This window comes from Rhodococcus sp. MEB032 (assembly GCF_030208925.1).
Classification (GTDB): domain Bacteria; phylum Actinomycetota; class Actinomycetes; order Mycobacteriales; family Mycobacteriaceae; genus Rhodococcus_F; species Rhodococcus_F qingshengii.
In genome coordinates, this window is the sequence record NZ_JARVSY010000013.1 from 158,783 (window position 1) to 185,368 (window position 26,586).

Annotated in this window: 25 protein-coding genes; 10 read left to right on the forward strand and 15 right to left on the reverse strand. The window is 61.7% G+C overall.

Annotated elements, in window-relative coordinates; translation table 11 throughout:
• Positions 1-42 precede the first annotated feature (42 nt).
• Both QRN54_RS16330 and QRN54_RS16335 read left to right on the forward strand, forming a co-directional pair.
• Positions 43-774, forward strand: coding sequence for a response regulator transcription factor (locus QRN54_RS16330; RefSeq protein ID WP_039972719.1), 732 nt, complete (start codon positions 43-45; stop codon positions 772-774).
• A complete protein-coding gene (locus tag QRN54_RS16335; protein ID WP_165639157.1) occupies positions 764-2,464 on the forward strand; it encodes a sensor histidine kinase in 1,701 nt (566 codons plus the stop codon). The genes QRN54_RS16330 and QRN54_RS16335 overlap by 11 nt, the downstream gene beginning before the upstream one ends.
• A gap of 3 nt (positions 2,465-2,467) precedes the next feature.
• Here the strand turns inward: QRN54_RS16335 and QRN54_RS16340 are convergent, their stop codons facing one another.
• Positions 2,468-2,848: a VOC family protein gene (locus tag QRN54_RS16340; protein ID WP_007726436.1), complete on the reverse strand. Its 381-nt coding sequence runs from the start codon at positions 2,846-2,848 to the stop codon at positions 2,468-2,470.
• Between the two features lie 199 nt (positions 2,849-3,047).
• On the opposite strand from QRN54_RS16340, the gene ctaD reads away from it, so the two are divergent.
• From ctaD to QRN54_RS16355, 3 genes are read left to right on the forward strand one after another with little or no spacing between them, the layout of a single operon-like run.
• Positions 3,048-4,790, forward strand: coding sequence for an aa3-type cytochrome oxidase subunit I (gene ctaD / locus QRN54_RS16345; protein ID WP_007726434.1), 1,743 nt, complete (start codon positions 3,048-3,050; stop codon positions 4,788-4,790).
• Positions 4,783-5,034, forward strand: coding sequence for a hypothetical protein (locus tag QRN54_RS16350; RefSeq protein ID WP_165639155.1), 252 nt, complete (start codon positions 4,783-4,785; stop codon positions 5,032-5,034). Before ctaD ends, QRN54_RS16350 begins: the two co-directional genes overlap by 8 nt.
• Complete coding sequence (locus tag QRN54_RS16355; protein WP_065456042.1) at positions 5,012-5,830, forward strand: universal stress protein; 819 nt, start codon at positions 5,012-5,014, stop codon at positions 5,828-5,830. The genes QRN54_RS16350 and QRN54_RS16355 overlap by 23 nt, the downstream gene beginning before the upstream one ends.
• A gap of 17 nt (positions 5,831-5,847) precedes the next feature.
• Here QRN54_RS16355 and QRN54_RS16360 read toward each other — a convergent pair whose 3' ends face one another.
• From QRN54_RS16360 to QRN54_RS16370, 3 genes are all read right to left on the reverse strand, one after another.
• Positions 5,848-6,246: an NUDIX domain-containing protein gene (locus tag QRN54_RS16360; RefSeq protein WP_285182426.1), complete on the reverse strand. Its 399-nt coding sequence runs from the start codon at positions 6,244-6,246 to the stop codon at positions 5,848-5,850.
• A 154-nt stretch (positions 6,247-6,400) separates the two neighbouring features.
• Complete coding sequence (gene katG, locus QRN54_RS16365; protein ID WP_003941458.1) at positions 6,401-8,623, reverse strand: catalase/peroxidase HPI; 2,223 nt, start codon at positions 8,621-8,623, stop codon at positions 6,401-6,403.
• Between the two features lie 36 nt (positions 8,624-8,659).
• Complete coding sequence (locus tag QRN54_RS16370; RefSeq protein WP_037129600.1) at positions 8,660-9,103, reverse strand: Fur family transcriptional regulator; 444 nt, start codon at positions 9,101-9,103, stop codon at positions 8,660-8,662.
• A 248-nt stretch (positions 9,104-9,351) separates the two neighbouring features.
• On the opposite strand from QRN54_RS16370, the gene QRN54_RS16375 reads away from it, so the two are divergent.
• Entirely contained in the window at positions 9,352-9,660 is a 309-nt protein-coding gene (locus QRN54_RS16375; RefSeq protein ID WP_037129603.1) for an amphi-Trp domain-containing protein, read from the forward strand.
• A gap of 27 nt (positions 9,661-9,687) precedes the next feature.
• Here QRN54_RS16375 and QRN54_RS16380 read toward each other — a convergent pair whose 3' ends face one another.
• The 10 genes from QRN54_RS16380 to QRN54_RS16425 form a co-directional block, all read right to left on the reverse strand.
• A complete protein-coding gene (locus QRN54_RS16380) occupies positions 9,688-11,985 on the reverse strand; it encodes a serine/threonine-protein kinase (protein ID WP_285182427.1) in 2,298 nt (765 codons plus the stop codon).
• 86 nt (positions 11,986-12,071) lie between these two features.
• On the reverse strand, positions 12,072-13,487 hold the full coding sequence (locus QRN54_RS16385; RefSeq protein ID WP_285182428.1) for an FAD-dependent oxidoreductase: 1,416 nt from the start codon (positions 13,485-13,487) through the stop codon (positions 12,072-12,074).
• Positions 13,488-13,547: 60 nt separating this feature from the next.
• Positions 13,548-14,327, reverse strand: a complete 780-nt coding sequence (gene nagB / locus QRN54_RS16390; protein WP_161120330.1) for a glucosamine-6-phosphate deaminase — start codon at positions 14,325-14,327, stop codon at positions 13,548-13,550.
• On the reverse strand, positions 14,328-15,245 hold the full coding sequence (murQ, locus tag QRN54_RS16395; protein WP_165639233.1) for an N-acetylmuramic acid 6-phosphate etherase: 918 nt from the start codon (positions 15,243-15,245) through the stop codon (positions 14,328-14,330).
• Positions 15,246-15,342: 97 nt separating this feature from the next.
• Positions 15,343-16,218, reverse strand: coding sequence for a MurR/RpiR family transcriptional regulator (locus QRN54_RS16400; protein WP_165639152.1), 876 nt, complete (start codon positions 16,216-16,218; stop codon positions 15,343-15,345).
• Positions 16,215-17,411 (reverse strand): anhydro-N-acetylmuramic acid kinase, encoded by a 1,197-nt coding sequence (locus tag QRN54_RS16405; RefSeq protein WP_003941439.1) that lies wholly within the window; start codon positions 17,409-17,411, stop codon positions 16,215-16,217. Before QRN54_RS16405 ends, QRN54_RS16400 begins: the two co-directional genes overlap by 4 nt.
• A gap of 46 nt (positions 17,412-17,457) precedes the next feature.
• Entirely contained in the window at positions 17,458-18,789 is a 1,332-nt protein-coding gene (locus tag QRN54_RS16410) for an MFS transporter (RefSeq protein ID WP_218679799.1), read from the reverse strand.
• Positions 18,790-18,893: 104 nt separating this feature from the next.
• Entirely contained in the window at positions 18,894-19,874 is a 981-nt protein-coding gene (locus tag QRN54_RS16415; RefSeq protein ID WP_042452399.1) for a linear amide C-N hydrolase, read from the reverse strand.
• 17 nt (positions 19,875-19,891) lie between these two features.
• On the reverse strand, positions 19,892-21,799 hold the full coding sequence (locus QRN54_RS16420) for an alkyl/aryl-sulfatase (RefSeq protein ID WP_042452401.1): 1,908 nt from the start codon (positions 21,797-21,799) through the stop codon (positions 19,892-19,894).
• A 109-nt stretch (positions 21,800-21,908) separates the two neighbouring features.
• Positions 21,909-23,312: an MFS transporter gene (locus QRN54_RS16425; protein ID WP_283543079.1), complete on the reverse strand. Its 1,404-nt coding sequence runs from the start codon at positions 23,310-23,312 to the stop codon at positions 21,909-21,911.
• Positions 23,313-23,424: 112 nt separating this feature from the next.
• Between QRN54_RS16425 and QRN54_RS16430 the strand changes: the two genes are divergently transcribed.
• Positions 23,425-24,006 carry a helix-turn-helix domain-containing protein gene (locus QRN54_RS16430; RefSeq protein WP_064689456.1) on the forward strand — a complete coding sequence of 194 codons (582 nt, stop codon included), beginning with the start codon at positions 23,425-23,427 and terminating at the stop codon, positions 24,004-24,006.
• Between the two features lie 17 nt (positions 24,007-24,023).
• On the opposite strand, the gene QRN54_RS16435 is transcribed toward QRN54_RS16430, so the two are convergent.
• Positions 24,024-24,803, reverse strand: a complete 780-nt coding sequence (locus QRN54_RS16435) for an IclR family transcriptional regulator (protein ID WP_285182429.1) — start codon at positions 24,801-24,803, stop codon at positions 24,024-24,026.
• A 167-nt stretch (positions 24,804-24,970) separates the two neighbouring features.
• Here QRN54_RS16435 and QRN54_RS16440 point away from each other — a divergent pair, with 167 nt between their 5' ends.
• The 3 genes from QRN54_RS16440 to QRN54_RS16450 all read left to right on the forward strand — a co-directional run.
• Positions 24,971-25,738, forward strand: coding sequence for a CoA transferase subunit A (locus QRN54_RS16440; protein ID WP_285182430.1), 768 nt, complete (start codon positions 24,971-24,973; stop codon positions 25,736-25,738).
• Complete coding sequence (locus QRN54_RS16445) at positions 25,735-26,397, forward strand: 3-oxoacid CoA-transferase subunit B (RefSeq protein WP_007726396.1); 663 nt, start codon at positions 25,735-25,737, stop codon at positions 26,395-26,397. The genes QRN54_RS16440 and QRN54_RS16445 overlap by 4 nt, the downstream gene beginning before the upstream one ends.
• Positions 26,394-26,586 (forward strand): thiolase family protein (locus QRN54_RS16450; RefSeq protein WP_502944054.1); only part of this gene is annotated, 193 nt, incomplete at its 3' end. The genes QRN54_RS16445 and QRN54_RS16450, both read left to right, overlap by 4 nt.

The window sequence follows — 26,586 nt, forward strand, 5'->3', positions numbered from 1 at the left end:
GGTAACATCGACGGCAGGCGTGAGCTGGAAGAGGTGACCACCGTGACGATCGGCATCTATCTGGTCGACGACCACGAGATCGTCCGTCGTGGATTGGCAGACCTGTTGAATCAGGTATCGGGATTCAACGTTGTTGGCGAGGCGTCGTGTGTTCGCGAAGCCTCGGCCGGAATACCCGAATGCCGACCCGACGTGGTTGTCATGGACGTCAGACTTCCCGACGGTAACGGTGTGGAACTGTGCCGAGAACTGGCGTCGACCTACCCGAGCGCCGCCACTTTGATGCTCACGTCGTACTCCGACGACGACGCACTGCTCGACGCCCTGATCGCCGGCGCACGAGGATTCGTCCTCAAGAACATCCGCGGCCACGACCTGGTGTCGGCGATCCGCACGGTTGCTACCGGCAAGTCGCTGTTGAACACCCAGGCGGTGATCGGTTTGGTCCGGCGCATCCGGTCCGAACAGGAGTCGGGTACTGCGGCAGCCCTGTTGACCGATCAGGAGCTCTTGATCTTCGAGTTGATCGGCAAGGGACTGAGCAATCGAGAGATCAGCTCGCACGCAGAACTCTCGGAGAAAACAGTCAAGAACTACGTCTCACGCATCCTCGAGAAACTGGGTCTCGAACGTCGAACGCAGGCCGCAGTTCTGGCGACAAAGCTTCGTGCGGGCACTTCGCACCCGGATCCTTCGGGCCAGGCGACCACTCACCTGCTGACGCCGTCCGGCTCGCCCTTTTCCGCCACCACGGGCACGCACCATGCCAGGTAGCCGCGACGCGCTCATGCTCAGCCTTTTCGGCGACATCGCCGGAAGCGCGGAGCTGACTGCTCTAAACCCGACTGCAATTCCCAAACTGCTCAGTGCCGTGTTGACCGTCGGGTCCACACTCCAGCTCGACGAAACCCTGCAACAGATAGTCGACGTCGCGCGACATCTCCTCGAAGCGGACTACGGCGCGCTCGGCGTGAAATCCCCCGACGGACGCTTGTCCCGATTCATCCACTCCGGTTTGACTCAAGGGCAGGTTGCCAAGATCGGGCATCTTCCCGAAGGACACGGCCTGCTGGGCCTGGTCGTTCGAGAACCGTGCCCGGTTCGAACCGACCGAATCTCCTCGCATCCGTGCTCGACAGGGTTTCCGACCAATCACCCGCCGATGGACACGTTTCTCGGTGTTCCGATCTTCGTCAGGGGCGAGGTGTTCGGCAGCATCTACCTCGCGGACAGCTCGGAACGGACTGCATTCGACGACCGCGACGAGGCTGTACTCCAGATTCTGGCAAATGCTGCGAGCATCGCCATCGACAATGCGCGTCTGTTCGAGGAATCCCGGACGCGAGAAGCCTGGCTCAAGGCCGTCGCAGCCGTCAATGCACGTCTGCTCAGCGGCGGATCCCGCGACGAGACGCTGGCGGAACTGGTTCGGACGACGCGGCACCTCACGGATGGAAATCTTGTGTGCGTCGTTCGCTACGACCTCGGCAGAGAGCCGGTAGTCCACGTCGCCGATGCTGCTGATTCCCAGCCTGTCCCCGCGACCGGATCAGCCGTCGATCTGTCCGGGACCGTGATCGACGACGCTGCGCGGAGCCGGCGGCCGATCTCTGCACCACATGGCAGTTCCGTTCCGGCACTGAACGTTTCCGGCGACGAATCAGTGGTCGCACTCCCCCTCTCCGGGACCTCGTTCGGCGGCGGTGTTCTCTTCGCGTCACGCCGCAGCAACCGCCCGTGGGGAGTGGACGAGATCGAGCAACTGACGGCGATGGCAGACATCGCTTCTGTCACTGTCGAATTCGCAGAACAGCAACGGAAAGAAAGACTGGTCGACGTCCTCGAAGATCGCGACCGAATCGCGCGGGATCTCCATGACCACGTCATCCAACAGCTGTTCGCCACCGGGTTGAGTTTGCAGGGGGTGCTGCAACGTCCAGGCGACGAGGACACCGTTCGAACCGTATTGGACACCTCTGTCGATCAACTCGATCGAACAGTCCGTGAAATCCGCACCGCAGTCTTCGACCTCCATACGAGCGAGATGTCTACTCCCACAAGCCTGCGGCGGCGACTACTCGATGCCGTCAACGGTCTGTCCGGCCACTCGTCGATCACTCCCAGCGTCACTTTCGAGGGAACCATCGACAGTTCCGTCCCGTCTCGACTTGCCCCGCACGCCGAAGCCGTTGTGCGCGAGGGCTTGAGCAACGCTCTGCGGCATGCACATGCCGATGCCATCGACGTCACCATCCGGGCCACCGAGGAGCTTGTCATCAGCATCGTCGACGACGGTGTGGGAATCGACCAGGCAACCAGAATCCACGGTCTCGACAACCTGGCGACCCGCGCTCGTCAGTGCGGAGGCTCGAGCAACATCACCAGTGAGAACGGTGTCACCGAACTGGTGTGGCGTGTTCCGCTGAGCCCCAGGCGAAGTCCGTTGCCGATCCAGCATCTTTGAGCGTCAGAGCGGATCCAGTTGGGCCTTGAGCAGGCAGAACTCGTTACCTTCCGGATCGGCCAGGACATGCCATTGTTCGTGCCCTGTCTGGCCGATGTCGGCCGGCCGCGCACCAAGACTCAACAGGCGTTCCAGTTCGGCCTCCTGATCGCGATCGGTGGCGTTGACGTCGATATGCAGGCGGGGCTTACCCTTCTCCGGTTCGTCTCTGCGACTGAGGATGATCGTCGGCTGCGGACCGCCGAACCCTTCGCGTGGGCCGATCTCCAACGAACCGTCGTCCATTCGATCGAGCACGACGAAGTCCAGGACCTCGCACCAGAACCGGCCCAGCACCTCGGGTTCCCGGCAACCGAGCACCAGTTCACTGATACGACATGCCATGACCATCTCGCTTTCTTTCCGCTCGTGAAGACAACTCTCTCGACCGTACCGGACCACGTGATCTACGCCATGCCACTGTTCCGATCCTAGGGACCTTTTCCCCTCGTCCGAGTTCCCGGTCGCCACGATCATTGCGTTATGTTCCACAGTCCCAGGCATTCTCGGTCTTTCGTCACGTCGATGTGCGTAGGCGGCCGTCGTGGTTGATCTCGCGCCCCGGCCGGTCGGTGAGGTCGATTCCCCCGCCGATGCAATTCCCCGAACCGCTCCGAAGGGTTCGAAACTGGTCGAGATCCTCAGGACCACCGATCACAAGATGATCGGTCTGATGTACATCGTGACATCGTTTGCCTTCTTCTTGATCGGCGGACTGATGGCACTACTCATGCGCATGGAATTGACCGTTCCGGGAATGCAATTCCTGTCCAACGAGCAGTACAACCAGTTGTTCACCATGCACGGCACGATCATGCTCCTGCTGTACGCGACCCCGGTGTTCTTCGGATTCGCCAACTACCTCATGCCACTGCAGATCGGGTCGCCGGACGTGTGTTTCCCGCGACTCAACGCCTTCAGCTACTGGCTCTATCTCTTCGGCGGCCTGATCGCGTCCGCCGGATTCGTAACACCTGGTGGTGCGGCAGATTTCGGCTGGACCGCCTACGTACCGCTCACCAGCGAACTCCACTCCCCCGGCATGGGCGCCGACCTGTGGATCATCGGTCTCGCTCTCGGCGGGGTCGGCACCATCCTCGGCGCAGTCAACATCGTTTCGACGATCGTCTGCCTGCGCGCCCCGGGTATGACGATGTTCCGCATGCCGATCTTCACGTGGAATGCGCTGGTCGCCAGCATGCTGATCCTCCTCGTTTTTCCGCTGCTCGCTGCTGCCTTGATCGGACTGTGGGTGGACCGGCACCTGGGAGCGCACCTGTTCGACCCCGCCACCGGTGGAGTCATGTTGTGGCAGCACCTGTTCTGGTTCTTCGGCCATCCCGAGGTCTACATTCTGGCGCTGCCGTTCTTCGGCATAGTCTCGGAGATCTTCCCCGTCTTCAGCCGCAAGCCGATCTTCGGATACACCGGATTGGTCTACGCAACATTGGGAATTGCTGCACTGTCGATCGCTGTGTGGGCGCACCACATGTACGCAACCGGCGCCGTTCTCCTCCCCTACTTCTCGTTCATGACCTTCCTGATCGCAGTTCCCACCGGAGTCAAGTTCTTCAACTGGATCGGCACCATGTGGAAGGGGCAGTTGACTTTCGAATCGCCCATGCTGTTCTCCGTCGGCTTCCTGGTCACATTCCTGTTCGGCGGACTCTCCGGCGTCATCCTTGCCAGCCCGCCCTTGGACTTTCATGTCACCGACTCGTACTTTGTTGTCGCGCATTTCCATTACGTCCTCTTCGGGACAATCGCGTTCGCGACATACGCCGGAATCTACTTCTGGTTCCCGAAAATGACCGGCCGGATGTTGGACGAGAAGCTCGCCAAGATCCATTTCTGGTTGACCCTGATCGGCTTTCACGCAACATTTCTCGTCCAGCATTGGCTCGGCGCCCAGGGCATGCCTCGGCGGTACGCGGACTACCTGCCGTCGGACAATTTCACTCTTCTCAACACGATCTCGACCATCGGCGCGTTTGTGCTCGGAGCCTCGACGATTCCGTTCATCTGGAACGTTTTCAAGAGCTACCGGTACGGCCGAATTGTGACCGTCGACGATCCTTGGGGCTTCGGAAACTCGCTCGAATGGGCGACGTCCTGCCCACCACCGCGACACAACTTCACCGAACTTCCCCGAATCCGCAGTGAGCGGCCGGCATTCGAACTGCACTACCCCCACATGGTCGAAAGAATGCGCGACGAGGCGCATGTCGGACTGCTTGGTCACAAGTCGGTTTCCGACGTGAGAACTGAGGTGAAACAACATGAATGACGGCACGAAGTACCGAGCCTGGGCAGAAAAGCAGCACCACGAATGCCGAGCGAAACCCGGCCATCTCCTCACCCCGTTGCTCGTGCTCATGTTCGCTGTCACGACGCTCGTGTGGTTGCCCCTGACGACTGCCGCGTGCTCGATAGTCGTCGCAGGATTGCTGTTCGGCACTGTCCTGCAAGCTAGTTCGCATTCAACAGACACAGCTCGAGGAGTTCACGATGAAGCCCGAACTATCGACTGATCTCATCACCTCGGAGTGGTCCGCGGACGGAGCGGTGGTCGTGTGCATCGACGGATCCCCGCTGCGCCCCGGCGAGATCACGTGGGCGGCTGAGTTCGCACATCGCCACGGTCTCTGGATGCGAATCGTTTTCGTAGCTCCGAGCGCCGATCTGAACACCTCGGCATCGCCGACCGGCCTGTTCATGGAGGCCATTCAGATCGCCGAGTCGGTGTCGCCAGATCTTCGGATCCGGACCGATCTGATCTCCGGGGAGAACACCGCAATTCTCACCGCGCTGACAGCTGAGGCCGCCTTGATCGTCGCACCACAGGACGATCCCGCCGCACCTGGACCGACATGTTCGTTCGCAAGAGTCGGAACACCGCGTGAAAGCAGCGCTGCGGCAGCCTTGCCGGTTGTCGTCGGTTTGGACGGAAGCGCCTACAGCGAAAGCGCTCTGGCCATCGCATTCAAGGAAGCAGAGGCAGCGAACACCGAACTGGTCGTCGTGCACGCAGCGCCGCCAGAGGCCGAGCTGCGTCGAGACTTCGCATCCGGGCACGCGCCCCAGCACTCGACGCCGCTGACGTGGCAACTGTCGGGTTGGGCCACGCTCTACCCTGGCGTCGCGATCCGTCAGATCGAGTTCGACGGCCCCTCGGTTGCCATTCTTGAACAACTCTCCACCGAGGCACGGCTTCTCGTCGTGGGTCGGCGTGGGCGAGGCTCGTTCGACGACACCGCTCTCGGCACCACGAGCAGTGCGATGATTCGAAAAGCACACTGCCCGGTCATCGTTGCCAGCGAAGCCTGAATCAGATCGTCACCCGGTCAGAAGCCGTAACTGTGGATGGGTGCGAGCTGACCGGAGTGATGGGCTTCGATTACGAAACGCTCGTGGTCGACCAACTTCTCCGGGAGTTCGTCAACCGGCCACCACCGCAGATCTGCAGATTTCAACGGCTCCATCCGGCGTGGTTCACCCGACCACGTGCGGCACTCGTAGAAGAAGTCCACTCGATGATCCACCGGTTCGCTCCCGTCCGCGTGGCGGCGATGCAACACGGTCAGCGGCTTCAGTTCCGAGGAAAGCAACTCGACACCAAGTTCTTCCGCAGCCTCCCGAACGGCAGCGTCGATCGCCGACTCCCCCAGTTCGACGTGGCCCGCAGCAGCGTGAGCCCAGTATCCGTCCATGAATCCCGTGCCCTCGCGCAATTGCAGCAGCACCTCGCGCCGTTGTACCGGGTTGCTTCAACAGAACATCACGTACACCGCTGGTACCAGCGCAAATTGATCGGCCACACGACCACGCTATCGTGCGCGTGAAATGACGGCGCCCCGCGAGAACAAGCTCGCGGGGCGTCGTCGACGATCTGCTGGATCAGTTCACGTCGAACCGGTCGAGGTCCATCACCTTGGTCCAGGCTGCGGCGAAGTCCTCGGCGAACTTCTGCTTGGCGTCTGCACTGGCGTACACCTCGGCGAGTGCACGCAGTTGCGAATTCGATCCGAAAACGAGATCGACCGCAGTTGCCGTGTACTTCGGATCGCCCGTCACGCGATCAACACCGTCGTAGACGTTTTCGTCCGTCTTCGACGGCTTCCACTCGGTACCCATGTCGAGAAGGTTGACGAAGAAATCGTTGGTCAACGTCTCGGGACGATCGGTGAACACGCCGTGACGGGTATTGCCGAAGTTCGCGTTCAGCGCGCGAAGTCCGCCGACCAGCACTGTCACCTCGGGCGGGGTCAGCGACAGCATGTACGCGCGGTCGACCAACAGAATCTCTGCCGGAATCTTCTCGCCTCCCTTGAGGTAGTTCCGGAATCCGTCGGCCCGGGGTTCGAGTACCTCGAACGAGTCGACGTCTGTCTGCTCCTGCGTTGCATCCGTTCGGCCCGGCGTGAACGAGACCGTGATGTCCTGTCCGGCGTTCTTTGCAGCCTGTTCGACGGCCGCTGTACCACCCAGAACGATCAGGTCGGCGAGAGAAACCTTTGCTCCACCAGCCTGGTTGAAGTCCTGCTGAACACGCTCGAGAGTCTGAAGCACCGCGGAGAGAGCTGCAGGCTCGTTGACTTCCCAATTCTTCTGCGGCTCCAGTCGGATTCGCGCACCGTTGGCGCCGCCGCGCATGTCCGTGCTGCGGAAGCTCGCGGCAGACGCCCACGCCGTCGATACCAACTGCGAAATGGACAGCCCGGAGTCGAGAAGTCGACTCTTGAGGATCGCGATGTCTGCGTCCCCGATCAGTTGATCATCGGCCGAGGGAACCGGGTCCTGCCACAGCTGCGGCTCGGGAACCCAAGGTCCCAGGTAGCGCGTGACCGGTCCCATGTCACGGTGAAGGAGCTTGTACCAAGCCTTGGCGAACTCTTCGGCGAATTCTTCCGGATGATCGAGCCAGCGCCGGGTGATCTTCTCGTACGTCGGATCCAGGCGTAGGGACAGGTCGGTCGTCAGCATCGTCGGGGTGCGTCCGGCCGACGAATCGAACGGATCCGGGATGGTGCCCGCCCCCGCGCCGTCCTTCGGAATCCACTGCCACGCACCCGCCGGACTCTTGGTCAGCTCCCAGTCGTAGCCGTACAGAATCTCCAAGAAGGTGTTGTCCCACTTCGTCGGAGTGGGAGTCCACACGACTTCGAGACCACTGGTGATCGCGTCCTTACCCACACCCGTGCCGAAGGCACTCTTCCAGCCCAGTCCCTGCTGCTCGATGGGAGCACCTTCCGGTTCCGGTCCGACGAGGTCGGCCGGTCCGGCTCCGTGCGTCTTGCCGAAGGTGTGACCGCCGGCGATCAGCGCAGCTGTCTCCACGTCGTTCATCGCCATGCGGGCGAACGTTTCTCGGATGTCGCGGGCGGCCGCTACCGGATCCGGTTGCCCGTTGGGTCCTTCGGGATTGACGTAGATCAGGCCCATCTGCACGGCTCCGAGCGGTCCGGACAGCTCACGGTCTCCGCTGTAACGCTCGTCGCCGAGCCAGGTGTCCTCGGGACCCCAGTAGATCTCCTCGGGCTCCCAGATGTCTTCTCGGCCGAATCCGAAGCCGAAGGTCTTGAACCCCATCGACTCCAGGGCACAGTTGCCCGCGAACACCAGCAGGTCGGCCCAGGAAACCTGCTTTCCGTACTTCTGCTTCACGGGCCAAAGCAGGCGCCGGGCCTTGTCGAGGCTGGCGTTGTCCGGCCAACTGTTGAGCGGGGCGAAACGCTGAGCACCTTGGCCGCCACCGCCGCGGCCGTCTGCAATGCGATAGGTGCCGGCAGCATGCCAGCTCATACGCACGAAGAGTCCGCCGTAGTGCCCGTAGTCGGCCGGCCACCAATCCTGCGACGCCGTCATCAACGCGATGACGTCGCGCTTTAGCGCCTCGACATCGAGCTTGGCGAATTCCTGGGCGTAATCGAAGTCGGCACCCATCGGATTCGACTTCGACGAATGTGAATGCAAGACAGAGAGATCCGGCTGATTCGGCCACCAGTCGCTGTTTGTTCTCGGACGATTCCCGGTAGGCGTCGGAGACGGGATTGCGGGGTTTTCACTTTCGCTGGTGCTCTCGGTGTTTCCGTCGTGAGCAACCGGGCAACTATCGGACACGGTAATCCCTCCATGAGCGAGTAGAACGGACTTCGATCACGTTTGTGATCGCAAACTCTGAGTTGTCGAGCAGTCGGGACACAAGCCCCAGTAAATGACCTCGGCTTCGTCGAGAACGAAACCGTTGTGCGCCGACGGCGTCAAACACGGTGCCTCTCCGACTGCGCAGTCGACATCTGCAACGACCCCACAGGACCGGCAGACGACGTGATGATGGTTGTCGCCGACGCGTGACTCGTACAGCGCCACCGATCCGGACGGTTGGATCCGCCTGATCAGCCCGGCGTCGGTGAGAGCGTGCAACACGTCGTAGACCGCCTGCCGCGACACCCCCGGCAGAACAGCCCGCACAGCATCGAAGACAGTCTCGGTGGCTGCGTGTGGGCGTGCATGCACAACCTCGAGCACCGTGACTCTGGGACGAGTCACGCGAAGCTCAGCGTTACGCAGTTGGGCTGCATAATCCGGCGTCGAAGGCACCTTTCCACTATTGCGCAATCTTCTGGACTGAACCCAGACTTTCGCGAAAATCATCGCTGACAGGGCCCTCCCGACCGATTCGTCCGTGCGGGAAGTGAGCCGGATTCCTCGCTGTTTCTGGCGTCCCCACACCGCCTTCAGGTTTGTTGTGCGTCGACGCGTCCTGCTGTGTGGTTCCACAAACTCCGACAATCTCCCCTTCGTCCAACTACCGTGAAAGGGAGAATCCGCCGAGGTCAGGAGTGCTCGTGCCCAAACTGGAGATCAAGAGGAAGTCAGAACTCTCACGGCAGGAAGTCGCCGACCGACTCATCGCCCTCGGCCAAGCCCTCGCCAGTGGATCGGAAGTGGAGCTGGGGTCGGGTGGGGACTCGATCGAAATCAGTGTTCCGGAACAGGTTCGGTGGGAACTCGAGATCGAAGTCGACGGCAACGAAGTCGAGATAGAAATCGAGATTCACTGGCGCGACGACCCTCAGGAAGAATCGGAAGAGAAGTCTCCGCCTCGCACCAAAGCAGTTCGTCGCAGCCGACCACGCAAGAGCACTTCCACATAGGCCGACTCGAATACGGTTGTTCGGCACTTACGGAGACGCCGACACCTCGAGAGACACGACGCGCAGCAGTGCTCGGAGGTCACTTTCGATCCGTCGAAACAGTTGATACACAACGATGAATCCGGCGATCCCGCCCAAACACAGCGCACGGACTGTTGCGTTGAGTTCCTCACCGGCACCCGAACCGACAAAACTGAGCCCCGCGATTCCCACCAGGGGAACCGACGCCGCAACTGCGAGGTAACGCGTGCTGCTCCGACCCAGTGAGCGAATATCGCGTCCGTCGTCGCTTCGTAACTCGCCGTGCGACAACAAGATCGGATACAGACATCGAACCGAGTAATACGTCAGGATGAAGAACGGATACGCGACTGCGACGGCGCCGCACACCGCCAGCGACGACATCAGGTGCACGTAGGCTCGCTGCGGAATTCCGCCGGCGGCAATCTGCAATGCGACCGGATATGCGATACCGGCCAGAACCCACAGACCGAAAGCGATCACCACCGCGCGATGTCCGACATTCAGCGTCGCGGTACGCGCTTTGTTCAAGACCTCCGCGCTGTACGTCTGACCGTTGCGCAGTCCGTGAGGCACGGTGAGTGCAAGCCGACACCAATACAGGATCGCTGCGGCACCGAGAGAGAACGCAGCCACCCCGATGACCAGATGAACCTGCTCGAGATGCTGCTGAGCCTGCGGCGAAAGACCCGAGATGATCAGCATCTTGTTGTAATAGTAGTTGTAGCCCGCCGCAAGAAGATTCGGAATTCCGATCGCGGCAAGCACTATCGGCAGCGCCCACTTCCACAACGACGAACGCGGACTCCCTTCCGGTGGGTCCACCAGATTGCGAGCAGACCGGTCCAGACACAGTGCGAACTGACGAGCCAACTTTCGGCCGCCAGACCACCTTCCGTCTCTCTCCGGCCAAAGAGACTTGACCAGAACTCGGCGCAGCGCCGGCGGACAGTCGTCCGGCAGCCGTGCCTCGGCTGCGGGATCCACCCCGCGCCGGCGGGCCTCGAGCGCCTTCTTGGGCGACGGTGGGCTCTCCCCCGTACCGTCGTCCGTGAAAGGCCTACTCCCGGTGAGGAGTTCCCACAACATCACGCCCAGTGCATAGATGTCGCTACGGGTGTCGAGTGTGCCAGGCGCCCCCACCGCACAGGCCTCCAATTGCTCCGGAGACATGTAGGCAAGCGAGCCTCCGACAAAACATGCAGCGTCCTCGGTCGAGACCTCCTCACTCGAGCTGACGTTGAAGTCGGCGAGCTTGGGGATGCCTTCGACGCTGAGCAGGACATTCGCCGGCTTGATGTCCCGATGTAATACGCCGTGCTCACGCGCATACTCGAGGGCATCGGCCAGTCGCATCCCCATCCAGGCCACGGTCTCCGGCCACGACATCGCAGCGATCTCGCTCCTCAGGCTCGTCTCGCTGGGCTTCATCTCTCCCTTCTTCGCCAGGGTCTTGTCGATGGCGTCGAGAAGTAGTTGTCCGGACCGCTGCGCCTGCGGTGTCACGCGGACAAGTTTGACCACGTCGAGCAGGGTCCCACCCGGCACGTATTCCATGAACAGGACTCGCAGTGCGCGTTCCTCGAGCAGCCGTTGATCGAAGACCCGGACGATGTTGGGATGGTCGAGCTGGGCGAGAGTCTGCGGCTCGACTCCGACGTTGCGCGAGATTTTCAACGCAACCCACCGCTGCATCGAGAGTTGCCGAGCGAGGAACACTCGGGCGAATGCGCCGTGCCCGAGTTCCAACACCAGTTCGAAATCGTCCAGGTGCTGCCCGATTTCGAACTCGTCGAAACCCGACAGTCCCAACATCATCACGTCTTCGCGACCGGCCATCGAATCACGGTCGAACATCTGCTCGAAACTCTCTGCCTGCAAGGGAAACTCGCTGAGGTACTCGGCTGCTGCGACGTCCTCCCCACCCTGCTTCCGCAGCCGGAACTCCTCGTACAGGAGCTCGGCCGGTAATGGTTCTTCGAGTAATTCGGGATACTCGGCACAGTAATCCGTCAGCCGTTTCGGGCAATCATTTTTCAGCCAGCGGTACTCCATGTCGATTCCGACCAGTTCGATCAGCGCCGCCCGACGAATCTTGGCTGGATCAGGCAGATAATCGCTCAGGTCGGACGGGGTTCGTCCCTCCTCCCAATCCGCCACAAGGCGGCCGAGGCCGTCTGCACCGTTCTGGCCGTCACGCACCACCGGCAGCGTTGAGGGGCGCAACTCGGTGACGGTGCCCCGTTCGGTCAGGGGCCCGCTCGCGATTGTCGCGTCACTGGCCTGCGCACCAAGTTCATTCATGACACTTCTGTTCCGCACCTCGATCACAATGAATCGGAGTGACTCACTTCAGCGTAACCCCGGTGGTACTCCAGACCCCAGCGAATCTATTCGGCGTGAACTGCCGACTCCGTGCCGATGCGAACGAGTTCGTCGCGCTCTTTGATTTTGATCCGATCACGCCCATGCTTCACACCGAGGGCACGTTCGGCGGCATCGATGCGAAGCCATCCGTCCCAATCGACGGGCACCACTCTGCCGGCCCCGAGGACCTCCGCGATCCGGCCGTGACCGGCTCGACGCTCGTATGCCGAATCAAGTTGGTGCAGCATCGTTTCGACTGTCTGGCGAGCGTCTGGCCGCGCCGCACCGATCAGCCCGGCGGCACCTCGCTTCATCCAGCCCGTCACGAACAAGCCCGCGATCGGTAGACCGCTCTCGTCGACCACCGCGCCGCTCCGGTGCGAAACTATGCCGCGTCCGTGATCGAAAGGCACCCCGGCAAGCGGCGTCCCGATAAATCCGATTGCCCGGTACACAGCTTGAACCGGATAGTCGGTACAGACACCCGAAGCGGTGACGTGACCGTAGCCGTCGGGGTCAGTCCACTCGACGCGGAGTGCCTCGACTTTCCCGTTACCGAGAATCTCCACGGGCTGTCGGTAAAAGTGCAGGTGAACTCGACGCTGGGCAGTTCGGTCGGCAGGCGCAGTGTCGGCGAAACTACGTAGTGTCTCGACTGCCAGTCGGGTGTGCACCAACTGTTTGGTCATCCGCTCGACATGCCGGTCCGGTACGACATCGACAGAATCGACGACAACATCTACGCCCGGTAGTTCACCGAGAGCGCGCAACTCGTTCGGGGAAAAGCGAGCGTCGGCTGGTCCGCGCCGGACAAAGATGTGTACTTCGCGAACTCGACTGCCGGCGATCCCTTCCCGAACTTGGTCGGAGACGTCCGTGGCCTGCAGCGATTGCGCCTCGGCGAGGAGCATACGGGTGACGTCGAGTGCGACGTTGCCGCCTCCGATCACTGCGACCGATTCCGCGTTCAGCGGCCACTGCGGCGAGCTGTCCGGGTGATCGTTGTACCAACCGACAAACTCGGCGCCACCGAAAGAACCTGGAAGCTCGACGCCGGGAATGTCGAGAGGTGCATCCCGCGGCGCACCGGTTGCAATGATCACGGCATCGTAGGACGAACGTAGGTCATCGACGGAAAGGTCCTTTCCGATCTCCACGTTGCAGAACAGCCGGAACTCACTGGCGACCAGCGTGGTGTGCAGAGAATGGGCGAACTTTTCGGACTCGGGGTGCCCTGGTGCGAGACCGTAGCGCACCAGTCCGTACGGCGTCGGTAGACGCTCGAACACGTCTGTCTTGGTGCCGGGCGCAAGTTCGGCGAGAGCGCCGGCGGCGTGGATTCCCGCCGGCCCCGCTCCGACGATCGCGACACTGAGCGGTGGTGAGAAGAATCGGGGCGCCGCAGGCGGGGATACCGCTGGACCTCTGGCGTTGATCATCCCCCGAGGCTAGGACCTCAACTGCGCTGGAGATCAAGTCCGCTTTCAGCAGCCCGCTTTTCAGTAACCCTGCTCTGCAGGCTTGTGCTCGGTTGTGTAGCGGTAGAAGTCCGCTAGTTGGAGTTCGCCGGCAGCTGCCTCGTCGACTATGACGGTCACGTGTGGATGCAGCTGCAGCACCGACGCCGGGCAGAATGCCGAGACCGGACCTTCGACCGCGGCCCGGACGGCGGGCGCTTTGCGGGCGCCGTCCGCGATCAGGACGAGATGCCGTGCATCACTGATGGTTCCGAGTCCTTGCGTGATCACATGATGCGGTACGTCGGCTGGGTCTGCGAAGAACCGTGCATTGTCGGCGCGGGTCCTCTCGGTCAAGGTCTTCACTCGGGTGCGCGATGCAAGCGAGGAGGAGGGCTCGTTGAAACCGATGTGTCCGTTCAGGCCGATGCCGAGGATCTGCACGTCGATGGGACCGTTTTCGGCGATGGCAGCGTCGTAACGCCGGGCAGCGTCACTGGGATCCGCGGCCCCGCCGTCGGGGCTGAACACTCGCGCATTGTCGATGTCGAGGTGATCCACAAGTTCCGTGCGGATGGTGTGCGCGTAGGACTGCGGCTTATCGGACGTGAGACCTACATACTCGTCGAGAAGATACGCGCTCATCGCCGCGAACGACACTCCCGATTCTCGATGCCTCTTGATCAGCTCTCGATACGTGTGCAGCGGTGATGATCCGGTCGCGAGGCCGAGCGTCCGCGCTCCGTTTTCGATTGCGCCACAAACGATATCTGCAGCGATTCGCCCGCCGTCCTCCGGACTGGGAACTATGACGATTTCCATTCAGACTTCCTCACTGCTCTTGCCGGCTCCGACGATGGCCTCACGTACCGAACCCGAAGCGCGGTCCAACAATTCGGTTGCTTCGGCGAAGTCGCATTCGGCCAACAACATGACGACCGCTGCCTTCACATGACCATCGGCATTGTCGATGGTCTCCGCAGCGATCTCGGTATCGACTCCGGTGGCTGCCGCGACGATCCGGTTCGCACGATCGACAAGCTTGGCATTGGTCGGCCGAAGATCGACCATCAGATTGTGGAATGCCTTCCCGGAGCGAACCATACTGGCCGTGGAGAGCATGTTGCACACCATCTTCTGCGCAGTTCCGGCCTTGAGCCTCGTCGATCCGGTGAGGATTTCGGGGCCGGTCTCCACTTCGATGGCCATGCCGGCGTGAGAACTCATTGCCGCGTTCCGGTTGCACGAGACTGCCACTGTTGCAGCGCCGAGTTCGCGGGCGTGATCGAGTCCCCCGATGACGTAGGGGGTACGCCCGCTGGCAGCCAGACCCACCACGACGTCGTTGGCGTTCAACGAGATTGCGTCGAGATCGACCCCAGCCGCTCGCGGATCGTCCTCTGCCCCCTCGACGGCGTTCAGAAACGCTCCTGGGCCACCGGCGATGATGCCGATCACCTCGCCCGGATCGGTCCCGAACGTCGGAGGGCATTCCACTGCGTCGAGAACTCCCAGACGCCCACTTGTCCCCGCTCCCAGGTAGATCAGTCGACCACCTTGTGCTCGGGCCGCGACGATCAAGTCGACTGCGGATTCGATGGCGGGTAGTACCGCTGCCACCGCGTCGGCCACGATTGCGTCCTGTTGATTCATCACCGTCAGCAGACCCGACACCGACATGACATCGAGATCGCGGGTCAGAGGGTTGGGTCTCTCGGTGGAGAGCATTTCCAATTGCATTGTGGCGAGTCCTCCTCGATCGATATTCATTACGACGACTCCTCGTCAGTACTCACAGCGACGACTCCTCGTCAGTACTCACAGCGACGACTCCTCGTCAGTGCCGCTTCGAAGCAATGGCATCATGGCTTCGTTGCAGAGCAGAGAGTGCGCTGGGCAGCGAGTGCGCCACCATCGCAAAAATTGTGTCGACTACCAACAGCTGACCGGTGCGGCTTGCCATCGCAGCCGATCGGAAACCGAATTCTCTACCGGCAGTGAGCAGAACGTGATGTGACTGCACGGCGAGCGTCGATCGTGCCCCTCCGGTGATCGCAGCCGTCGACGCCCCGGTTCGACGGGCAAGGGCAAGTGGTTCCACGACATCCGAAGTCTCACCTGAATGTGAGATCCCCACTGCGATGTCGTCCGGTCCGAGCAAGCTGGCGCTGACCATGGCCGCGTCTCGGTCGAGATGAACCCGGCAGTTGACGTCGATGCGAGAGAGCTTCAACGTGAGGTCTTGCGCGACGATGCCAGAGGCGCCGATGCCGTAGACCTCGACGCGGCGGGCGGATCGAATCCGGGACACAACTTCTTCGAGCGCAGCAGGATCTGTCAATTGCGCCGTGCCCTTGAGCTGTTCGGATTCGAACTCGGCGAGCTTGGCCATCACCTCACCGGCCGAGTCGGCAGCAACGATGTCCACACCGAGCGGGATCGTGTTCTCTGCACCGGACCCGCTGATCGCCGCCAGCGCGAGACGAAGCTGTGGATAACCCTCGAAACCGAGTCTTTTGGCTGTGCGGACCACTGTCGCCGTGCTTGTCGACGCTCGTTCGGCGAGGTCGTTGACCGTCAGGGTGGAGGCCAGACTGGGGTCGGCTTCGATGATTTCGGCGATCCGCAGCTCGGCAGGCGAGAGGCTACTCAGTGATGCACGAATACGAGCAAGCAGGTCGACGGACGCCGGAGCACTCCGGTCCAAAGTCATAACGCCTCGATTCGCATCGTTTTCGGAGCTGACGGCACCGATGTGATTCTAGGCAGCCCACGGCTTCCTGGCGTCAGAGATCCGAGCACACTGGCGTGACGCGCACCGGTGCACGAAGCAATGCTGCCGGGCAATCCGTGCGCGGTGAGAAAGCCGAGAACTGCGAAAGCCAATGCTTCCTTGATGTCGGAAGTGACGCCGAGCTCGTCCGAAGAGACAAGCGCGATGTCGCCCAGTTCGTCACGGAGCATCGCCATCAACGTCGGGTTCTTGGTGCCACCGCCTGACACCACCACTTCGGTAGCCGCCAGCGCTTTGACGGAATCGGCGACGGTCCGGGCGGTCAGTGCAGTCAGTGTCGCGACGATGTCGGCCAGGGACAAGGATTCGTAGCCCCGCAGTGCGGCGAGTAGGTAGTCCCGATGGAACAATTCCTTGCCTGTGCTCTTGGGAGCGGGCTGCGCGTAATACGGTTCGCTCAGTAGTTGTGCGAGCAGATCGACGTTCGGTGTGCCGGCTGCGCCCAGAGCACCTCCGAGATCGAACCACTGCTCCCCCGCGGTGAATTCGCTTACCGCAGCGTCGATCAACGCATTTGCGGGGCCGGTGTCGAAGGCAATCGGTACTGCGGCACCATCTGCCGTCGATGTCGGAGCGCCTCCCGGAGCAGTGACGTTCGCGATGCCACCGAGATTGAGCGCGACGGAACCCGAAGTTCTTCCGTTGAGCCACAATACGTCGAACGCACTGACCAGTGGTGCGCCCTGACCACCCGTCGCCACGTCGCGAGAGCGCAGGTCCGACACGACCGTGCATCCGGTCTTCTCGGCTATCCAGGCCGGCTGCCCGAGCTGGAGAGTGCCTTTTACTTGCGCTCCTTCGACCCAGTGGAACATCGTCTGACCATGTGAGGAGATCAATTCCGCACTGCCACCGCACAGTTCCTCGTTCGCCCGCGCAGCGACGGCCGCAAATGCCTGTCCGATCTCGGTGTCAAGTTGGCAGATCTGACCGACAGTGGTGGACGCCGGCGGTACCGCAGCCGCCACCGCAGCCCGCAACTCACCGGAATACGGTTCGCTGACCATGCCCAGTGGGGTGAGCACAAGAGTGTCCCCGTCGATCCGGATGTCTGCTGCGGCAGCATCGATAGCGTCGTACGAAGTACCGGACATCAGGCCGATGACTCTCATGAAATATCCCTTACTCGGATCGTTTCGGCATTCGGAAAAGCTGCGGTCAGTCGACGAGTGCCCGCTTGTGGGCATTTCCTCGCAAGGTACTCAAGGCGATCGCGCTGACGGCGCACGTTGCCATCACGAAGTAGGCCGGAATATCGAGATTGGAAGTTTCCTTGATCAGCCACGTGATGATCAAACCGGCGCAGCCCGAAAAGACCGCGTTGGACAGGGAGTATGCGAGTCCCAATCCGGTGTACCGAACCGAGGTGGGGAACATCTCGGAGAGCATGGCGGGTCCGGGTCCGGCAACAAGTCCCACTGCGGCGCCGGCGGCAAACACTGCAAATCCCTTGGCTGTCAAAGACGTCTGCTCGTTCTGCAGGACGTTGAGCAGCGGCAGAGCCAAGACCAGAATTATCACGGTGCCGGTGAGCATGACCGCGCGTCGTCCGATGCGATCGCTGAGTCCACCCGCGATCGGAATGGTCACCGCGAAGCCCGCATTGGCAAGCACGGAAGCAACAAGTGCCTGATGGAAAGTCGCGTTGAGCGAACTCTGAAGATAAGTCGGCATCACGACGAGGAACGTGTAACCGGCAGCAGACCACCCCATCAACCGCCCGATTCCGAGCAGAATCGCCCTGGCCGTCTCTCCGACAGTCGGCTGCACTACCGGCGCCGGCGCATCAGCTGTCGGTTCGGACTGGACTGATCGAGCACGCTCGAACGACGGCGTTTCTTCGAGCCGGAGCCTGAGCCACAGGGCAACCAGCCCCATCGGCAGTGCAAGGAGGAACGGGATACGCCAGCCCCAGTCACCGAGCTGTGACGGGTCGAGGACAGTGGCGAGGAGTGCTGCGATTCCGGCACCGGCGAGCAGTCCGAGTGCGACGGTGAACGACTGCCACGAGCCGTAGAGCCCGCGTCGTCCGGGCGGAGCGAACTCGGTCATCACCGACACTGCACCGCCGAACTCACCGCCGGCCGACAATCCCTGCAGAATTCGAAGGACCGTCAAGAGCAGCGGTGCCAGAATTCCGACGCTCTCGTAGGTGGGCAGCACACCGATCAGGGTCGTCGCACCCGACATCAGCAGAAGAACGATCACCAGGGTGGGACGTCGGCCGATGCGGTCACCGAGTCGACCGAACAGCGCGGCCCCCACTGGGCGGAAGAAAAACGCCAACGCAAACGACGCATACGTCTTGATCAGGCTTTCGAGGTCGCCGGAACCGTCGGCGCTGAAGAAGTTCGACGCGATGATTGTCGCGAAGAACCCGTACACACCGAACTCGTACCACTCGATGAAATTTCCGACGGAGCCGGCGACGAGCGCCCTGCGCCGTTTGAGCTGCGCACCATCGTTCCGTGTCTGCACTGTGATGCCCATGCCGTCCTCCGTTGACGAAACCCGAATATGCAACAAAGTTTCATCTGAACGGAGTAGAAATGTCAAGAAGTTTCACGATTGGATTTTTACTACGCCCCGAAGCCTTATGCTCCCGCGAACGTGAATGCCTCCGCCCGTTCGAACTGGTCAGTGGAGTCACCGGAATAGACGGTGCTCTCGTTCGGTCCGAGTCCGAGCCTTCGGACGGGTGTCCCTTCCGCGAGATCCATCGACGCCACGTCCACCCAGAAGGTATTGGGCGTCATCGCCGACTCGAAGAAATAGAGCGTGCGTTTGTGATCGACGACGGTGCGCCAACGGGTCGATGAAATGTTGGGCTCATCGGGAGTCGAAATACCGAGGGGCACCGACACATTCCGAATAACACTGAAGGTGGATGCCAACGCCGCCCGCGGATCGTCCGTCTGCGGTATCGCATCGACATAGAACGACGCCCGAGCGAATCTGTCAGCGGCACGGTTTGTTCCGGGCAGCATGACGGTCCCGTTGATCTGCTTCCAGTACTCGTTGACGGCGAGTTGCTGATCGAAGATCGGCGAATTGGTCATCACCTGGTACTCACGGCTGTGATGAATCGTCGGGCGTCCACCGACGTACTCGATGATCGCGCTGTCTCCCCCGGCGTCCGAGAGCGACATGTGCAGCGTTGCGAGGCGGTCTTCGCCGGGAACGGCAGCGGTCACTACCGTGAACGGTTCCGACGCGAGTACTTCGACCGCTTCCTGAACTGTCGCAAAGCGATCCAGGACGTATTGCGCCCACGCCGCGATCGACAATCCCGGGGTCGAACCGTCATACGTCGGGTACTCGGACTCGACCAACCACAAAAGATTGGCAGACAGCCCAGCCTCGTTGACCCCGTCGGTCGTGCACATGTCGTAGGCCGTCGCGACAACACTTCCGTATTTCGACGTCCACTGTATCGAGTTCGGACCTGCACAGCCCTCTCTGGTCATGCCGCGCGGGAATGCCCAGAGGTTTGTTCCGAGGTCGACCTTCCAATCCATCGATCGAGCAGTGATCACAGTGTCGTTGGGCCCCAAGTAGACCAAGCGTGTACACATCGAAAGCTATCCCTTCGTTACGGCGTGACGATATTGAAACTGGGATCGAAGGTATCGAGCAACCCTCCCAGCGTCTCGAGCGCTGATTCGTCTCCGTCGAGCGAAATCTGCCCGGCCTTGGCCAGTTCGGCGGCCGCGCCCGGTTGAAGAAGCGCTCCCACGAGCGCCGCCTTCGGGCCCGAGACCGTCAGTTGTGTGTTCGGTGACGCACCCTTACGTGCATTGAGGACACCGCGCTTGACCCACGCAGTCCATGCCTCGTCGCCGCGATCGGTGAACACGAAATCGATCCGCAGTTCCGCGTCGGTGGCCTTGTCGCCGATGAGATGTATTGCAACGAAGTCGAAGAGGATGTCGATGGGCATCGCGAGGACACTGTCCTGACTTGCCGTGACGTACGGGGCAGGCTGGGCGCCCTCGCGTAGTTCCAACGCGGCCGAGAGATAGATCCCACGCCACTGCGGCCCTTCGGCTTGATAGCCCATCTGCTCGTAGACGTCGGCTTGCAGGTTCCTCGCTTCGGCGTTCTCCGGTTGCGCGAACACCAACTTGTGCAGGATCTCTGCCGCCCATCGGTAGTCCGCGGCGTCGAATGCCCGCTTACCCTCGTCCAGGATCTTCTGCGCGCCAAGGAGATCGACGAACCTCTTCGCCGATTCGACCGGCGGATGAGGATGAAGCGACACCGGATCGCCGTCCCACATTCCCAGTTCCTTGGTGTACACGGCGCGAACGTCGTGGTGCAGAGTGCCGTGATATCCGCGGTTGTACCACTTGCGCCCGAGTTCGTCCGGTAGTTCGATCACCTCGGCAGCTTCGAGCGGCGTGTACCCCTTGTTCGCGAGACGGAGTGCCTGGTCGTGAATGTACTTGTAAGTGTCCCTTTGCGATTCGATGAACGGCACCAGGTTCTCGTTACCCCACACCGGCCACGTGTGCGGTCCGTAGTGAACAGCCGCGTCGTCTCCCCACCGTTCGAGAGTCTCGTCCAGATACCGCGCGAAGTTCCGAGCGTCGCGAGTGCGCGCACCTCTTAAGGTCTGGATGTTGTGGAGCGAATGATTGGCGTTCTCCGCACAGGTCAGCGCGGCGAGTTCGGGGATCCAGATGTGCATTTCCTCCGGGGCCTCGGTATCCGGCGCGTAGAGGAACTCGAATTCCAGACCGGCTATCTCACGCTTCGTTCCGGTCTCCGTGATGCTGTCAGTGGGGGAAATATACGAGACAAGTGGACCTTTCGTGCTGATCGTGCCGATGCCGCAGGTAACCATCCCTTTGGCATCGAGATCGAGCAATCCACCGAAGGCGTAGAAGGACCGTCTCGCCATGGCATTTCCGGCGACGACGTTTTCCCCGATCGCGAACTTGTCGAACGACGCGATCGTGCCCGGTGCGATGATCGGAACTCGCCCGGACGTCACGTCGTCCAGATCGACGATCCCTTTGACTCCGCCGTAGTGGTCGATGTGGGTGTGCGTGTAGATGATCGCCGAAACTGGCTTGTCGCTGACGTGCTCACGAATCATCTTCATACCCTGGCGCGCCGATTCGACCCCCGCCATACAGTCGATGACGATCAGTCCCTCGCCACCTTCGACAACCGTCAAATTTGCCAGGTCGTTGTTCCGTACCTGGTAAAGGCGATCCGTCACCTGATACAGACCACCTCGGCGCATCAGTTGTCCTTGACGCCACAGGCTCGGATTGACTGTCTCCGGCGCGGCAACATCGTCACCGAGGTATGCCATCGCATCGGGATCGAAGACCGTATGCCCGTCATCGGCGACAACCTTGCCCGGCAACGGAGCGATCAATCCTCGATCCGCGTCGGCAAAATCCTGCCGGTCGTCCATGGCATACCGTGCGACTGCCTCGCGATTCGCCGTGACTGTGGCCGGTGTTGCGTCCTTAGGTGTCTGGCACATGGCACTCCCCGCTCGGATACGACGATCTGATACCCCATCATCTGTATCGGTTGGGCACGCGCTTGGAATCACCCGCGCAGGGTGAAGCTCGCACGAACACGCGAGGTGATCAGCCGGGGAGTTCCTCGGAATTCCGAGATGCGAGTGCAATCACCAGGACCGCGATCCCACATCCGGCAACCAGGATCCATCCCGACCTCGATGCCTGCGCGACATCCACCGATGCACTGCCGCCGATAATGCCACCGGCCAGCGCAACACCGAGAGCAGCACCGAATTGGCGTGCACTGGAGGTTATTCCACCAGCAAGCCCCGCCTGCGATCTCGGCAACCCGTTGACGGCGGTGTTGGTGATCGGGGCATTCGAGAACCCGAATCCGATACCGAGGAACAGGTAAGCGGCCAAGAGCATCGGAATCGCCGTATTGTTGTCGAGCGAGACCAGGCACAGCCCACCGAGTGTCGTGAAGCTACCAGCAATGAGAAGCGGCCGCCGCGGGCCGAAGCGTCCGACGAGTATTCCGGACAACGGCGCGCAGACCGTTGCCGCAACAGCCATCGGAAGGGTGATCGCGCCGGCCAGTGCCGGACTCATTCCGCGGGAGTGCTGCAAGTAGAACGTGCCGAGCAGTAGCGTCGCGTTCAACGCTACGAACACCACGACAGCGCCGACCACAGCCGACGAGAACGTTCTGCGACGAAAGAGCGCCAGATCCATCAGCGGCTCGCGCTTGCGTGATTCGACGCGGATGAATGCGGCCAACGCTGCAGCAACAACGACATACCCTGCCGTCGCCGCGGCAGAGAACCATCCGATTCGCGGACCCTCGATCAGAAGGGCAACCGCCCCGCCGACAAGAATCACCAGTAGCAACTGACCGGGAAGATCGAGTCGTCGCGACTGCTGCGCTCGGGACTCCGGAACAAACACAGCAGTCAAGACGAGCACGGCCAAGATCACCGGCACGTTGATCCAGAAAACCGATCGCCAGCCGAAACTTTCGATGAGCACGCCGCCGACGATCGGCCCTGCCGCCATACTCAGGCCGAAGACCGCGGCCCACACCCCGATTGCCTTGGCCCGCTCCTTCGGGTCGGTCATCACGTTGACGACGATCGCCAAGGCAACCGGACTGAGCATCGACCCGCCGACGCCTTGGACGATCCGCGCCGCGATCAACATCTCGACGGACGGAGCGAGCGCGCAGGCAATCGACGCCACCCCGAAGACGACGAGCCCGATCTGAAAGACTCGTCTCCTGCCGAAACGATCGGCCACTGCTCCGGACGAGATCAGCAAGCTCGCCAGGACGAGTGTGTACGCGTTGACGACCCATTCCAGACCACGGGTTCCGACGCGAAATCCCTCACCGATCGTCGGCAGGGCCACGTTGACGATGGTGGTGTCCAACCCGACGACGAACAGGCTCGTGCAGCAGATCGCCAGGATGCCCCATCGCCGCCCTGCATCGAGTCCGATCACTTGCGGTTCGATCCCGCTCGAAGGTTTCATGGTCGGACTCCATCTCTCGAAGTGCTCAGCCGTACTCGACTGTCGAAAGGATCGTTGCTCTCCAGCGTCCGAAGCCGGTAGAAATTTTGCGGAAACTGCAAAGATGGACAGCATGGATGCTGAATTCGAGCAGTTGATCACCGATATCGGACCGAGACTGCGCACGCTCCGACGCGATCGCGGATTGACCCTCGAGGGCCTGTCCGAAGCCACCGGCATCTCCGTCAGCGCACTCTCACGCCTCGAATCGGGTAAGCGTCGTCCCACCCTCGATCTGCTGTTGCCGCTTGCCCGAGCGCACCGGGTCGCGCTGGACCAACTCGTCGGCGCCCCCGCTACGGGCGATCCTCGGGTCCATCTCACCCCGAGCCGACGCAAGAACGGCAGTGCCGTCGTTCCGTTGACGCGCTATCCCGGCCGAGTGCAGGTCTTCAAGCAGGTGATCGGGCCGCGTCCACCGAAGCTCGTCACCCACGCCGGCTACGAATGGCTCTACGTCCTCGCCGGGGATCTGCGTCTCATCCTGGGGGCGAACGAGGTTGTCCTGCACCCCGGGGAAGTCGCGGAGTTCGACACTGCCGAGCCCCATTGGTTCGGGCCTGCCGATGAACAGGTGGTGGAGATCTTGCACCTGTTCGGCCCGCAAGGCGAGAAGGCACACGTGCGCACGAAGGTAAAGCACGCTCCTGCCTAAAGCGTGTTTATCGAAAGCTAGTTCACTGCATGTGTTTTCAGTCGGTTCGACAACGTATGAGCATACTCGAGGAGTAGCGTTCCCAACTCGGCATGACGCGCGGGCCGGAAGCGTGTTTCCACTCCGGTCAGGCTCAGCGCCCAGGCCGGGCGACCGTTGCGATCGAACACCGCGGCACCCATCCCCCAGCTTCCCTCGACGATGAGGGCTGGATTGACCGCGTACCCGGTGACACGCGTCGACTCGATTCGCTCTCGAATCGATGTCTCACTGTGGATCTCACCCCACTCCGAATCCAGATTCACCCGGGCGAAATAGTCGTCGACGTCCCGCGCCGGTAGGTGGCTCAAGATGGCAAGCCCCGCCGACGCGACCCCCAACGGGAAACGCTTCCCCTCGTGCAGCACGTGAGATCGCAGTGGAAAACTGCCTTCCTGACTCAGGATGCAGACGGTCTCGTCACCTCGGCGTGCCGACAAGAAGGCGCTCTCCCCCGTAACCCGGGCAAGTTCGTCGACGACGTCGCGAGCCCGGTCGGTGATGTCGTACCGATTTCCGGCCGCCGCCCCCAGGAGGTACAACTCCGGGCCGAGAGACCACCGACCGGTTCGTGCGTCACGGTCGACCAGTCCTTCGGCAGCCAGGGACGTGAGCAGTCGGTGCGCAGTGGGCCGAGCGAGGCCGGTGACCTTGCCCAATTCCGTGGTGGAAGTGCCCGTTGGTTCGGACGCGCCGAGGGCTCGCAGAAGTGCAGCCACCCGCGCGACCACGGCCGGCGATTGCCCGTGAGTTGGCATGCAGCCATCCTAGCGTCCATTCAATGAACGAAATTCCTTCAGACGATCAGTAGTCGATCAGTTCTCGGTTGATGTTCGAGATTCCTTGAACCTGTGAACTGGAGATAGTTCACTGGATATCGAAGTGAGTGAGTGTCTACTCAATGAACGCTTGGCAGGGAGAGAACATGACAGCAAAGGTGTACGAGTCCGCAGCGGAGGCGGTCGCCGACATCGTCGACGGCGCAACGCTGGCCGTCGGCGGATTCGGCTTGTGCGGCATCCCCGACGTGTTGATCGACGCGATCGCAGCTACGAGTGCAACCCACCTCGAGGTGTTCTCCAACAACTGCGGCGTCGACGATCACGGTCTCGGAATCTTGCTGAGCGCCGGCCGTATCCGACGAGTGACCGCGTCGTACGTCGGCGAGAACAAGGAGTTCGCCCGGCAGTACCTGGCCGGCGAACTCGAAGTGGAACTGACGCCGCAGGGCACGCTCGCCGAGCGTCTGCGCGCCGGCGGAACCGGAATCCCCGCATTCTTCACACCGGCCGGAGTGGGTAGCCCCATCTCCGACGGCGGAATGCCATGGCGCTACGACGCCGACGGCTCGATCGCTATTGCATCGCCTCCGAAGGAGACTCGCGTCTTCGGAACCAAGCGTTACGTGATGGAAGAGGCGATCAACGCCGACTACGCACTCGTGCACGCCGTTCTCGGTGACACCGACGGCAACCTCGTGTTCGACAAGACCGCGATGAACTTCAACCCTCTCGCTGCCATGGCCGGTCGCATCACCATCGCGCAGGTGGAACGCCTCGTCGAACCCGGTGAAATCGATCCGGCGTCAGTGCATCTACCTGGGGTCTTCGTCCAGCGCGTAGTCCACACCGGACCTCAGAACAAGCGAATCGAAAAGCGAACCGTCAGCGCTTCGGAAGGAACCTCACGATGACCGCACCAGTGACAGTGACGGGTTGGACGCGCCAGCAGATGGCAGCGCGGGCGGCTGCAGAGATGATCGACGGGGAGTACGTCAATCTCGGAATCGGCCTTCCCACACTGATTCCCGGATACCTGGGCTCGGACGTTCGTGTGGTCCTGCACTCGGAGAACGGAATTCTCGGCACCGGACCGTATCCCACCGAGGACAACGTCGATCCTGACCTCATCAACGCCGGCAAAGAGACCGTGACCGTCAACCCCGGTGCAGCATATTTTGATTCGGCCCTCTCGTTCGGGATGATCCGCGGCGGCCACATCGACACCGCAGTCCTCGGCGGTATGCAGGTGTCGAAGACGGGTGACCTCGCAAACTGGATGGTCCCCGGCAAGATGGTCAAGGGCATGGGCGGCGCAATGGACCTCGTCCACGGTGCCCGGCGTGTCATCGTCGTCATGGAGCACAACGACCGCGACGGCAACCCCAAGATCGTTGACGCCTGCACCCTGCCGCTCACCGGCCAGGGCGTGGTGAATCGGATCATCACCAACCTCGCCGTCATCGACGTGAGCGAAGAAGGTCCACTCGTCCTGCGTGAACTCGCCCCCGATGTCAGCGTCGAAGACGTAGTCGCCGCAACCGGCACCGAACTGAAAGTTGAACTGGCATGACCGACACGACCACTGTGATTGTTGCGGGAGCTCGTACCCCGATGGGTCGACTCCTCGGATCGTTGAAAGACCTCTCCGGGTCCGACCTCGGCGGCATCGCCATCAAAGGCGCCCTCGACAAGTCCGGAGTCGCACCCGAACAGGTCGACTACGTCATCATGGGACAGGTCCTCACCGCCGGCGCCGGCC